The 11,876-nt window shown below is 33.8% G+C and carries 12 protein-coding genes, 1 pseudogene and 1 riboswitch; of the genes and pseudogenes, 6 read left to right on the top strand and 7 right to left on the bottom strand.

Translation table 11 applies throughout. The features are described 5' to 3' along the window. Nucleotides 1-315 precede the first annotated feature (315 nt). The gene (locus Q5Y73_RS17725; RefSeq protein WP_305993254.1) at nt 316-786 is read right to left on the bottom strand and encodes a MarR family winged helix-turn-helix transcriptional regulator; all 471 of its coding nucleotides are present in this window, start codon (nt 784-786) and stop codon (nt 316-318) included. A gap of 201 nt (nt 787-987) precedes the next feature. Here Q5Y73_RS17725 and Q5Y73_RS17730 point away from each other — a divergent pair, with 201 nt between their 5' ends. Both Q5Y73_RS17730 and Q5Y73_RS17735 read left to right on the top strand, forming a co-directional pair. Next, nucleotides 988-1,281: a carboxymuconolactone decarboxylase family protein gene (locus tag Q5Y73_RS17730; protein WP_305993255.1), complete on the top strand. Its 294-nt coding sequence runs from the start codon at nt 988-990 to the stop codon at nt 1,279-1,281. A gap of 77 nt (nt 1,282-1,358) precedes the next feature. Then, nucleotides 1,359-2,363: pseudogene (locus Q5Y73_RS17735) on the top strand (Na/Pi cotransporter family protein); the annotation flags it as partial. A 138-nt stretch (nt 2,364-2,501) separates the two neighbouring features. Here the strand turns inward: Q5Y73_RS17735 and Q5Y73_RS17740 are convergent. Beyond that, nucleotides 2,502-3,755 carry a helix-turn-helix domain-containing protein gene (locus tag Q5Y73_RS17740; protein ID WP_305993256.1) on the bottom strand — a complete coding sequence of 418 codons (1,254 nt, stop codon included), beginning with the start codon at nt 3,753-3,755 and terminating at the stop codon, nt 2,502-2,504. Between the two features lie 491 nt (nt 3,756-4,246). Between Q5Y73_RS17740 and arsL the strand changes: the two genes are divergently transcribed. The 3 genes from arsL (at nt 4,247) to vcpD (ending at nt 6,496) form a co-directional block, all read left to right on the top strand. Then, nucleotides 4,247-5,521, top strand: a complete 1,275-nt coding sequence (arsL, locus tag Q5Y73_RS17745) for an arsinothricin biosynthesis radical SAM protein ArsL (RefSeq protein ID WP_305993257.1) — start codon at nt 4,247-4,249, stop codon at nt 5,519-5,521. Nucleotides 5,522-5,554: 33 nt separating this feature from the next. Beyond that, nucleotides 5,555-5,836, top strand: a complete 282-nt coding sequence (locus Q5Y73_RS17750; RefSeq protein WP_305993258.1) for a hypothetical protein — start codon at nt 5,555-5,557, stop codon at nt 5,834-5,836. A gap of 282 nt (nt 5,837-6,118) precedes the next feature. Beyond that, nucleotides 6,119-6,496, top strand: a complete 378-nt coding sequence (gene vcpD, locus Q5Y73_RS17755; RefSeq protein WP_305993259.1) for an ArsD-related vicinal cysteine protein VcpD — start codon at nt 6,119-6,121, stop codon at nt 6,494-6,496. Between the two features lie 54 nt (nt 6,497-6,550). Here vcpD and lonB read toward each other — a convergent pair whose 3' ends face one another. The 5 genes from lonB to Q5Y73_RS17780 all read right to left on the bottom strand — a co-directional run bounded on the left by lonB (nt 6,551) and on the right by Q5Y73_RS17780 (nt 11,180). Next, on the bottom strand, nt 6,551-8,875 hold the full coding sequence (gene lonB, locus Q5Y73_RS17760; protein WP_305993260.1) for an ATP-dependent protease LonB: 2,325 nt from the start codon (nt 8,873-8,875) through the stop codon (nt 6,551-6,553). 13 nt (nt 8,876-8,888) lie between these two features. Continuing rightward, on the bottom strand, nt 8,889-9,092 hold the full coding sequence (locus Q5Y73_RS17765; RefSeq protein WP_305993261.1) for a CbtB domain-containing protein: 204 nt from the start codon (nt 9,090-9,092) through the stop codon (nt 8,889-8,891). Further along, nucleotides 9,082-9,597: a hypothetical protein gene (locus Q5Y73_RS17770; RefSeq protein ID WP_305993262.1), complete on the bottom strand. Its 516-nt coding sequence runs from the start codon at nt 9,595-9,597 to the stop codon at nt 9,082-9,084. Before Q5Y73_RS17770 ends, Q5Y73_RS17765 begins: the two co-directional genes overlap by 11 nt. Beyond that, nucleotides 9,587-10,108, bottom strand: coding sequence for a hypothetical protein (locus tag Q5Y73_RS17775; protein WP_305993263.1), 522 nt, complete (start codon nt 10,106-10,108; stop codon nt 9,587-9,589). Before Q5Y73_RS17775 ends, Q5Y73_RS17770 begins: the two co-directional genes overlap by 11 nt. A 221-nt stretch (nt 10,109-10,329) precedes the next feature. Then, nucleotides 10,330-10,535: riboswitch (cobalamin riboswitch) on the bottom strand. A gap of 57 nt (nt 10,536-10,592) precedes the next feature. After that, nucleotides 10,593-11,180 (bottom strand): NAD(P)H-dependent oxidoreductase, encoded by a 588-nt coding sequence (locus tag Q5Y73_RS17780; RefSeq protein WP_305993264.1) that lies wholly within the window; start codon nt 11,178-11,180, stop codon nt 10,593-10,595. Between the two features lie 120 nt (nt 11,181-11,300). On the opposite strand from Q5Y73_RS17780, the gene Q5Y73_RS17785 reads away from it, so the two are divergent. Beyond that, nucleotides 11,301-11,735 (top strand): MarR family winged helix-turn-helix transcriptional regulator, encoded by a 435-nt coding sequence (locus tag Q5Y73_RS17785; protein WP_305993265.1) that lies wholly within the window; start codon nt 11,301-11,303, stop codon nt 11,733-11,735. The last annotated feature ends 141 nt before the right edge of the window (nt 11,736-11,876 follow it).

Raw genomic sequence — 11,876 nt, forward strand, 5'->3', positions numbered from 1 at the left:
ACGTTTTGATTGTAAATTGAAACGATTGCATTTTACAACTGTTGTAGAATAAAAAATATAATATAGTTCTTTGTGGTTTGGATAATCGTTTGTATTTTGCAACTATATGTATAAATAAGAAAAGAATTTTAAACAAAAGGCAATTTACTTTAAATTCTAATATCAGCTAAATTCTTCTCGTTTATGTTTGTGTATTTAATTGTATAATACAACTGTTGTAAAAGTCAACTGTTTTTTAATTTTTATTTTACTGTTTTATCATACTATTTTTTTAAGGCAAAAACACCCACCTCCTTCCATTGATATGATGAATCCTTAACAACAATCACTTTTTTCTACAGCTGTTAATAACACATCCATACTTTCTAATAATTGCATGCGTTTTTCAGATGGTACATTGGAAAAGATCTCTTGAACATAACTATCCAATTCCTTTCCGAGTTCTTTTTCATAACGTTCACCTTCAGGTGTTAAATAGATGCTAAGGTATCTACGGTCGTTGTTGTAATGCGTCCGGTATAATAAATTTTTATCTACCAAGCTTTGTATTTGTCTGCTTAGTGTACTGTTGCTCACACCTAATTTTGCAGATAATTCATTAAGAGACAAGTCCGTTCCTTTTTGATCATTATATCGCTTGACCTCAAATAAAATATGGCTTTCAACAAGTGTAACACTGCAACATCGTGCCCCTTCTTTTTCCAAAATACTAAAAGTTCTCATTAATATTTGTAACATCTGACGTAGTTTATATTGTTGATTTTCAAATTGTGTTTCGATACTCATCATGGTCACCTCGTGTGTTGTTGTTGAATTAATTGTAAAATACAAACATTGTAAAAGTCAACTGTTTTTTGGTTTTTATTTTTTTCTATTTATTATTGACAAAATATATCAAAAGAAGGTAATATCTAATTAACATAATTAAACATTAATATTAATTTATTAAAAATGATTACTATTGTTAATCACGAGAGGAGAAAAAACATGTTAGATTTAAGTACAGAATTATCAGGGGTTTTTAATCAATTCTATGAAAAAACAATTGAAGGTGAAAGTTTATCAGAAAAAGAAAAAGTAGTCGCAATTTTAACGGCGGCAACCATTCTAGGAGATAAGGATACTTTAAAAAATATTGTAATTTCAGCAAAACAATTAGGATTTACCAATGAACAGTTAGGACAAATAAATGGAATTACTATAGCTATACGTGGTCAACATCTTAAAAATCAATTTCACGTGAAGGTGGAAAATAAACAAGCAAACTCATGTTGCCAGTAAAGGGATACATAGTAGCGATAACGGAGTAACTACAGAAGTAAAAAATTTTCTAAATGTATAGAATGGGGGAAAAGAATATGGAGCTTGATTTACAGAAATTAATTTTTGAATTTTTGGGTGGTCTTGGTATCTTTTTATTCGGGATCAAATACATGGGTGATGGTTTGGAAAAATCAGCAGGAGACAGATTGAAGCATATTCTAGATAAGTTTACCACAAACCCTGTTATCGGTGTATTAGCCGGAATCATTGTAACCGTTCTAATCCAAAGCAGCTCTGGAACTACTGTTTTAACCGTTGGTTTTGTAAGTGCTGGTCTGATGACCTTAAGACAGGCCATTGGTGTGATTATGGGAGCTAATATTGGAACCACAATTACCTCCTTTATAATAGGTATTAAGTTATCTGCCTATGCTTTACCTATTATTGCGGCAGCATCGGTTTTATTGTTTTTCTTTAAAAATAAAAAAGTTCAAAATCTAGGTCAAATCATATTTGGATTTGGAACCTTATTTTATGGATTAAGCTTGATGTCAAGTGGAATGAAACCACTTCGTTCATTGGAATGGTTTCAAGAATTAACACTTACCTTGAGTGACAACCCTATTTTAGGCGTATTTGTTGGAACTTTATTTACTGGCATTGTCCAAAGTTCAAGTGCCACGATAGGGGTACTGCAAGAATTGTTCGGTCAAGGGGCAATTAGCCTGGAAGCATCTCTTCCCGTACTTTTTGGGGATAATATTGGAACAACCATAACTGCAGTGTTAGCATCGATAGGGGCGTCAGTGGCTGCAAAAAGGGCTGCATTTACTCATGTTCTGTTTAATGTGATTGGAACCTTGATCTTTGTATTATTTTTGGGGCTATACACTCCGCTTATTGCTAAACTTCAAATCTCTGCTAATCTAAATCCAGAAATGACAATTGCATTTGCACATGGTATGTTTAATTTCGTCAATATGCTTATTCTGTTGCCGTTTATAGCTGTACTTGGTTATATTGTTACTAAATTAATCCCTGATGAAAACAAAGCTGCTACACACCGCAATATAACACAATTAAAACCAATTCAGGTAAAAGATTGAAAATAATTCAAATTCTCTATATAATAACGATAAAATAGAAATAAACAAGCGAGTGATTAAACACTCGCTTGTTTTTCTGTAACATAGGTGAGATTAGACAACACCAAGAAAAGGTTACTGCAGGTGAGGTCTTTATAGACACTCTTTATAAACATCTGAAGCTTTTTGATATTCATTTAACAAATAATATACATCACCAATTTTTTTACATACCCTTTTATACTCTGGATGATTAAAATTAATAATTTCCTTTGCTTTTTTATAATACTCAAGAGATAACTCTGAATTTAAAAGTCTATTATAGATATCACCTAATAACTCGTAAGCTTGTGCTTTAGGTTTGTTCACTGCATCCATAGCTATAATATCTTTACATAAGGATATCCCTTGATCGTATTCTTTTTGCAAATAATACACTCTTCCAAGTTCGACTTGAGCATTCATTACCAAACTTCCCTCAGCCTTAATCTTATTATAGGTATTAATAGCTGTGTTTAAATATAACTTTGCTTGGTTGTAATTATCTTGATAAATCGATAAAATCCCTAGGTTTGTATAAGTTCCAGCCTCCTGGAATTTGTTTTCATTTAATTTAAAATATTTCAGTGCTTTTTCATAGGATTTTTTTGCTTCTTCATGTCGATTCAACTCCATATAACAAACACCAAGAGCCATATATATATCTCCAGCTTTATAATAAGATTCGATTTTTTCATTGAGTTCTCTAGCTTCTTCTAAGAAATTAATAGCTGAATAATATTCTTTAAGCTTACCATGGACTACTCCTAAGTTACTTAGTAATGACACTCTTAAAACTCCATGAATTTGATCGTAAATCATAATGCGATGAGCCTTTGTTAGTACTAGCAGTGCTTTTTCATTTTGATTAGATTGGCTGTAAACATAACCAATAGAATCTAAAGATCTTAACATTTCATTCGTATGATTTCCTAACTCTAATTCTGTAATGCTTTCATTATAATAAGTAATCGCATGATTAAAATCTCTCTTTTTTTCGTAGTACTTACCGTGCACCCAGTTTAGAATGCCTTTGTCATAATGATTTAAACCTTCTTTTTTAAAGTAATCTTCTTTTTGGATCATTTGTTCTATTTTATCAAAGGAATTCGTGATGATATAATTCTCAGCACTTTTTATTTCTCTTTTCATTTGTGAGAGTAACATATCTTTATTTTCAACAGTCTTATATAGATCCTCTACAGAACAGTTCAACCTTTTGCTTAGTTTTTCCAGCACTTCATATGAAGGCTGTACCATGCCTTTTTCTATTTGACTTAAATAACTTCTTGTAATGATATCCTTGGCTAATTCTTGTTGTGTTAATTTAGATTGCTTTCTCAATTCTTTGATACGTTGACCTATCATTCTATTACTCCAATCTGGATTTTTACCTGTTATTTATAATCTATCACATACTCTATAAGACTGAAAATGGATGGTTGAGAAATTTCCTAGTTCTCTTAAATATAATGAGAATTCAATTCCTTTTCAAACTTGCTCTCAAACATCTTCGCCAGTTCCTCTATAGATGAGAATTTACTCATAAGAACCTATATTTATTATCGACATTATTATACAAAAAATCAATATAATTTTTTTTGTTAAATAATGTTGACTAAATATCATTTATGATATATGATTAAACACAAGTAAACAAACAAGTCATAATTTTAATAAATGTTTAGTTATGTTAATAAAAATGGAGGTAAAGGAATATGAAAGCTAAATTATTTAATCTGTCAATTTTAAGTCTGGCTGTGATTGCAGTGTTAGATCCTGTATGGCCAACATTCAATGGGTAATAACATAGAAAAAAAGGAAAAAAAAACAATTACATAACACATGGGAGGAATATGATGAACATATTACTAGTATCAACATTTGAAGGCGGATTCCAACCAACAACAATAGCAACCGCCGCCACCCCTTTAATGAAAGAAGGATTTAATGTATCTGTACTAGACACTTATGTAGACGGAATTATTGAAGAAAAATTTCAAGGAAAAGAGATCATTGCAATTTCTGTACCATTATTCGATGCTGTTCATGCAGGAATAGAAATTGCCAAGCTCGCAGCTAGATTAAATCCTAAAGCACATATCACTTTCTTCGGACAACATGCAACCATTAATGCTACACGTTTGGCAGGAAAATATAGTGATTCATGTATTTGCGGGGAATGGGAATATCCTTTAACTCAATTATCTAAACATCTAAGCGGAGATAAACAAGATGATTTACCTGGGATTTTAAGTGGAGAAGAAGCGATGAAAGGTAACAACATCCATCCATATATGTCACGCGATCATTTAGATGTACCTTCAAGAAATATATTGCCACCTTTACATAAATATCCACAAAAACAAATCAACCGACTTTTAGGATCCGAACAAATTGTTGGATCAACCGAAATGGCTCGAGGATGCCACCATAAATGTTTATATTGTTCCGTTTTTGCAGCATATGATGGAAAAGTCATTTTAGTGGATGAAGAAATTGTCATTCAAGATGTCAGAAATTTAGTAGAAGGCGGCATGACTCACCTCACTTTTATAGACGCTGATTTCTTTAATGCAAAATATCACGGAATAAAAATTTTAAGAAAACTCCATCAAGAATTTCCAAACTTAACTTATGACTTTACAACTCGGGTAGACCATATTCTTGAAAATAAAGAAACTTTAGCAGAAATGAAAAACTTAGGCGTTAAATTTATTACATCCGCTTTAGAATTTCCTTCAAAAGAAGTACTCGATGCTGTAGCTAAAGATACTTCAATAGATGATATTACACAAGCAATCGCTTACTTAAGAGAAATTGATATTAAATTAAATCCTACATTTATTATGTTTAACCCTTGGACATCTCTGGATGATATCGTAACTTTTAGATCTTTTATTGAAAACAATGCTCTAAATGATTTAGTGGACCCAATTCAATATGAAACCCGATTATATCTCTATAAAGGATCACCTTTATTACACAAGGAATCTATTCAATCACTAGATTTAACTGAATATGAATTCCATTATGATTGGAAACATCCAGATCCAAAAATGGATGAATTATATTATGAAATGCTAACACCACCTGAGGAGGGTATTTTTAAGAGATGCTGTCTAAAGTGTTAGTACAAATGAAGAAGGACTCAATATAGGAAACATTTGAAAATCCATGTAGGATTTGAAGAGGGTTTTGTAAAGGCTAGCATGGTTCATACTGGAGACCAACCCACATTTACTGAGGAAAACGTGAAAGAGGGAACTGAGTTTAGAGTTGTATTAAATATTCGAATTGAATCATCCCCATCTCTTTTAAACCTTGCTGTGGCTGATGCCATTGCAAGCACCGGTAAGCTAATGCAAGCAGAGTGGCTTGAGACCTATAACGAGTGTTTTAGCCCGTTACCACCAAAACCTGTACATCGGCTTTATAAAGCAATATAAAAATGAAGGAGGAATTGATTAATGAAACAATTTAAAGAGTGTTGTGCTGATACTTTAAACAACCAGGAAGATTGCTGTGTAAAAGACCTTAATGATCATTGTTGCAATGATGAAAATGAATAAATCAATATATTTGAGGAGGAATTCAATTTATGAAACAATTTAAAGAGTGCTGTACTGATACTTTAAATAACCAAGAGGATTGCTGTGTTAGAGAATCTAATGAGAACTGTTGTAACGATGAATCTTAATCCGTAAATAATATTTGGGGAGGAATTAATCATGAGCCAAAATAACTTAATAGAGATTTTCCCTAGTGTTGCAAATAATCAAGAGGATTGTTGTCAAGAAGGAGGAGCAAGCGAGAATTGCTACGATGATAGTTACGATTTTTACGAGGAAAGTCTAGATCTAAAAGAAGAGTTATCTGTATATATAGATGAGAATGTTGATATCCACTTGTATAACTATAACCTTTTAATGGACAGAATCATTGCTAAAAAGAAATTAACAAATCTAATACATGATAGAGGTTTTGAAAGTATAACTGGAGATCATGTCTTACAGCTTGTAACTCCAGCTGTGGTGGTAAATGGAAATTTAATCAGCTTTGCTACAAAACCACAAATGGAATTGGTACTTCAACAATTTAATCACTAAGTTATGAAGTAGGCATTATACATAATCGTGCCTACTTCTTTCTGTTTTTAGCACTCATAAATGAGCTTCAATCTTCCCAAACTGATGAACTATAATCTCTTCAACTTCATCCACAGTTTTAACCCAAAACACTTCCATTCCCTTCGGAATGTCATCTATAGCATTGTCTAACGGAGCAATTATTTTTTTTATCCCCTGACGTGCCGCTGTTTTGACCTTACTTTCAAAATAAGAAGTTCCAGTGATTGTTCCCATTATATCCACATGTCCACATACAGCAAAATCCACAAGCATTATATTTTTCTTTATTGAAATAGAAGCAACAAGGATGCCTAAACTTAAGTCTTCCCTACTGCTTTTATCGTCTTCGGATTCATCATTCTGATTCATCCCATTCTTCTGAATATAATACTTCCCAAATAGACCCTTTTGATATAACAAAGCCTCTAATTTAGTTTGCTCACCTATTGTTAACCAATCCGGAGCTTGAAGCTCCACTTCTTCAGAGGATTGAACAACTAGAGAAATCTTCGACACTTGCCCAATAATCCCTTTATAATGGAGCAAGGTTTGAACCATCCCCAATTGTGAATAAGGTGTTGAAAACCTACTCTTATCCACTTCCATCCACATTTGTTCTTCCAGCGTTTTTATCTTTAACATCGCTTTTTCCACATGTTTCTTACTCACAAGTTGGGCATTTGACTGGACAGCGATATCTCCAGCAGTCCGAATTAATCCACCCAATTCTCGAAACCTTGTTGTTAACTGTTTTGAATGAGGTGACATCTCTTTAGCTCGTCCAATAACCACATGAACTGCCTCTCTAGTAAAATGAGGAATTTTTCGATCTTTTCGTACTTCTTGTGATACAAACTGTGCTAGTTTGTATCGGTTATCTGGTGTATCTTCCATTGTTGTCTTTGTGTAAATTTCATACCCGTATCCTTGAATCCTAGATCTTAAAGCTGGATGAATTTTATCCACATCTGGAACATTCCCTGCTAGCACCATAATAAAGTCGGTTGGTACCGCTTCTGTCCGAATCATACTCCCACTTGAACCAAGGGAACGTCCTGTTATAGGCAGCTTTTTTTCTTGAAAGGCAGTAAGCAAAAATTGCTGTGATTCTGTAGATAAGGTAGATACTTCATCTATGTATAATACCCCTTGATGTGCTTGATGAATGGCTCCTGATTCTACTAATTGATGAGGCATCGCCTCCAACCCCCCTGATTGATAAGGATCATGACGAATATCACCTAAAAGTGCTCCCGCATGAAGTCCAGTTGCGTCTATAAATGGAGCCCGTTTGGAATTCGTATGGTCTACTAATATCTTAGGTATTTGTACAGCAGGATTTGTTTTTAGTTTTTTTGAAGCAAAGTATAACAGCCCGATCACAATAAACCCAACCAACAGAAAGAGCGGTTCATCCTTTGTAAAGTAGTAAAAAAACATTACAAATAGAACGGCAAGATAAACAAAACCCATCATCCATCGAAATGCGACTAGGCTTGATTTTGCTTCATTTTCAAACTTCCGAATATAGGGTGCAGCCTTCCCAGCAGGTTGAGTTTTAATTTTAGGTACATTTCTTTCACTGCCACCACTTTCCACGATTACATCCTCTAATTTTGAAACTGGCAACAGTTCACTAATCGCCTGTCCTAGCATACTTTTTCCTGTTCCTGGCTCTCCAATTAATAGTACTGAACGTTTTTGACGGGCCGCAATTTTAATTATTTCTACAGCTTGATCCTGCCCTACTACTTGGTCTATCATCTTTGATGATAGAGGTAATTCCTCCGTTGTTTGATAATCTAAAATAGGTTCAATAAGTTCATCCTCTTGCTCCATAAGAGGTGAAATATACTTCTCCATGATCATCTTTACTTTCGGTGATGTATCCTTTTTTGCATGTTGAATAACGGGAAGAATGTGGATCTCATCCTTATGTTTTTCTATAAAAGAGAGCAGTGTCATCGCTGCTGTTTGGCGAACTTCTTCAGAGGGGTGAGAGAAAGCCTTCTCCCATAATCCCCACACATCTATTACATTCTTTCCTGCTGCGTATGTAATTCCTTTTGCCGCTCCTTCTCTTACATAAAGGTTATCATCGCTTGCTAACTTAAACCAAATCTCCATGATTTGCACAGGTTTTTCTTCAAAAAACTTTCCTAGTTCTCTACCAGACAAGTAACGTAAAACCCACCTTGAATCCTCGCTAAATCTGACTATTATAGAAAAAAGTTTATCAGGTTGTTTTTTATAAAATTTTAAAAATAGAGAAATCGTTTGTTCTAATGCTACTACTTGATGTTTTACAGCCAATCGGTGCATTACTGCAGAAAAAAGCTTTAACATTACATTATTCAATACAAATACCACCTTAGTGACAAGGAATAAACATTAAACCATGCCTCAAATCATGAAGCGCATCATGTACGGGTGCATAGCTAGAAAATAAAGCAGTATAGATAACGACACCTGCTAATAGTGCGACTACCGTTAATTGAACAGGTAGTGATAGAAACATCGTTTTGAATTTATTTCTAAAGCTGCTTTTGTTTTTATGTTCAAATTTATATTCCATGTAAAGCCCCTCCTTTAGTCCTTTGTCTCTGTCTTCTTAATTTTATGACACCCATACCTAATAACATGCCTATCCCTATCATCATGACTAAAAAGAAAATTGTTTTTACTTTAATAAACATCGGTGGATCAAAACCTTGCACTTCTACTAATTCTGTCTTTTCAGCAATGACTTTGTTTGTAGCTGGATTGATTAATGAAAATGTAACATCATGTTCAGCTCCATCAAAGAATTGAGCCGCAAATTGATAAGATCCATCTTCAGATGTATTTTTCATCGTTAAAATTTGTGCATCATCTTCTAAACGAACAGCATGAAATTGAATTTCATACGGACCGTTCTCTTCAGCTTCAAGCTTCCCTTCAAAAGAGTAAAGCTTCCCTACTTCTGCATGGTGATCTACAGATCGACCACTATCATTATTATCATGGGCCATAACAACCGAAGTAGACAGAACAATTATGAAAGCAAATCCCAGTATAAATAGCAGACCTTTATATTGCATGCGTTCTTCCCCTCCTTGCTGTTAAAATGAGACCAACTAAAAATCCGAACAACACTAGGATACCAACAAATATAATGGCATTTTTAACTTCATCTGGATTTTCAGGAATATGGATGTTAAGTAAATGAGTAGCCGACACAGTACCATTTTCATCTAAAACTTCTACTGTCATTGGATAATCCCCACGAATAGGGAACATATAATCAAATGCAGCCTTTCCATTCTCAACAGAAATTATAGAGTGAATTAGCTCCGTTCCTTCCACGATTGGAAAATCTGTTGGAGAAAAAAACTTCCGTTCTGGGCTGTTTAACAAGATGTTTGCAGAACCATTTTCAATATCTGAAAATATAAGCTCTACATTAACCGTATCTAGGTCTGGTCTCGCTTCCCCCCCGTTCTCATTGTTAATTTCAACTTTTACACCTTCTTCTTCTTGACCCATAATCATTGTTGTTGGCATAAGCAGTAGGATGGATAGTAATATACCTACTCTAAAAAGTTTTTGCATGTTGATTTCCCTCCATTTCTTTCAGGTTTTTCTTCTTTTGTTTGATCCGGCCCAACTAAAACACAAGGATTAAAACTCTAGATATGTTGAACTGGACCAGTGTTCATCGCCTTCGATTTACAGCGCTATTGGGAGCACAAAAAAACACTTCCTACAAAAGTGCAGAAAAGTGCAAATAAACGTCATCATAATTTATTCACTTCCCTATCCTCGTAGGTACACATGTGATACAAAAAAAGGCAGGTCTCCTGACTTATGGATCTAACGCAAATTGATCTGAAATATTTATCAGAATGCATAAACCTTCCCATTTAACACAGTGGTCTACACTTGCTCTCCATTTACAGTGGCGGGACCGTGACGGATTCACACCGTCTTCCCTTTTAAGAAACGCATACAACGTTTCACCCTTTTTTACAATATTCACTTGTTAAAAAGCCTATGCCAATTATAATCCAAGTTCTGGGTTAGTTCCACAGTTTTTTTATACTTTCACTTGTTGAAAATATTTTTGGATTTTATTTAGCTTTTGGGTTTGTTTCCCCTTCGGACTTTCCATATTGCCAAACTCAAAAAATTTCACTTTTCTAATGCCTACAAAATGAAATAATGCTTTTTTCATTAAAACTTTATGTGCATTACGCAAGAAAAATAATGGGTAATTTGCAGGTCCTTTCATGGTAGATACACAGATGACAGACTTCCCTTTTAAAAGTCCTTCCGGAAGAAGACCACCTTTATAAGCATAGGCAAAATCTGCGGCAAATAATTGATCGATATAACCTAGCAACATGGCAGGAGGCCTTCCCCACCAAATCGGGTATACAAAAACAATTTGGTCTGCCCAAAGAATTTGCTCTCTATACTTTTCTAATTTTGGATCTAGGTGCATATCCCTTCTTCGTTTTTCTTTATTGAATACAAGCAACGGATCAAACCCTTCTTCATATAAATCTAATACCTGTACCTCTTTAATGTTTGTGTTTTCGTGAATACCTTCCAAAACTTTTTGTAAAAATGCATAAGATAGGCTGTTGTGATTTGGATGTGTAAAAATGACCAATGTTTTCATACCTTCACCTCAATAGTTATCTTTTGATAATAAAATCATACACCATCATCATTTAGTTGTCAATTGATAATTGTATTTTGATATATATTTTGTTACTGTACAAATATAGAGGTGAACACAGTGGATAATCATAAACTTTTTAATAAATTAATCACATTTACAAACGCTGTATACCGCGTTACTGAAGAACTCACAAAAGAGGCTAAACCAAACGTACTTACACAGATTCAATTTGATATTTTAGATTTTATTGCAAGAAATCAGCCCGTCACACTAAGTGAAATTTGTGATTGCACTCATCTTTCAATGCCAAATGCAAGTCGAGAGCTTAGAAAACTAGGGGAAAATGATTTAATAGAGAAGAAATCTGATGTTGATGACCGAAGAAAACAGTATATTTATATGACTTCTAGTGGAGAAAAAATGATAGAAGACGCTTATAAACTCATTAAGGTCAACTTTGATAACCGAATTAAAGACATTTCTAAAGAGGATCTAGATGAAATAAACTATGCTATAGACAAACTTCAAAGTAAATTTTATTTTGATAGATAACATAAAGAATCTTACTTAGTGATTTTTGAAATCAATCATGAAGAAAAACACCTAACAGCCTCCTTTGATGTTCAAACCCCTAACAAAAATTAAAAGAAAAGCATTGCAGGATAATTCCTGCACTGCCTGTCCCTATATATG

This window comes from Chengkuizengella axinellae (assembly GCF_030730905.1).
In the GTDB taxonomy this organism is placed as follows: Bacteria; Bacillota; Bacilli; order Paenibacillales; family KCTC-33759; genus Chengkuizengella; species Chengkuizengella axinellae.

What these genes read in the sequence shown, in the direction of transcription:
- Q5Y73_RS17725 (WP_305993254.1), bottom strand. Translation starts at nt 786, where the DNA reads ATGAGTATCGAAACACAATTTGAAAATCAACAATATAAACTACGTCAG.
- Q5Y73_RS17730 (WP_305993255.1), top strand. Translation starts at nt 988, where the DNA reads ATGTTAGATTTAAGTACAGAATTATCAGGGGTTTTTAATCAATTCTAT.
- Q5Y73_RS17740 (WP_305993256.1), bottom strand. Translation starts at nt 3,755, where the DNA reads ATGATAGGTCAACGTATCAAAGAATTGAGAAAGCAATCTAAATTAACA.
- arsL (WP_305993257.1), top strand. Translation starts at nt 4,247, where the DNA reads ATGAACATATTACTAGTATCAACATTTGAAGGCGGATTCCAACCAACA.
- vcpD (WP_305993259.1), top strand. Translation starts at nt 6,119, where the DNA reads ATGAGCCAAAATAACTTAATAGAGATTTTCCCTAGTGTTGCAAATAAT.
- Q5Y73_RS17765 (WP_305993261.1), bottom strand. Translation starts at nt 9,092, where the DNA reads ATGGAATATAAATTTGAACATAAAAACAAAAGCAGCTTTAGAAATAAA.
- Q5Y73_RS17770 (WP_305993262.1), bottom strand. Translation starts at nt 9,597, where the DNA reads ATGCAATATAAAGGTCTGCTATTTATACTGGGATTTGCTTTCATAATT.
- Q5Y73_RS17775 (WP_305993263.1), bottom strand. Translation starts at nt 10,108, where the DNA reads ATGCAAAAACTTTTTAGAGTAGGTATATTACTATCCATCCTACTGCTT.
- Q5Y73_RS17780 (WP_305993264.1), bottom strand. Translation starts at nt 11,180, where the DNA reads ATGAAAACATTGGTCATTTTTACACATCCAAATCACAACAGCCTATCT.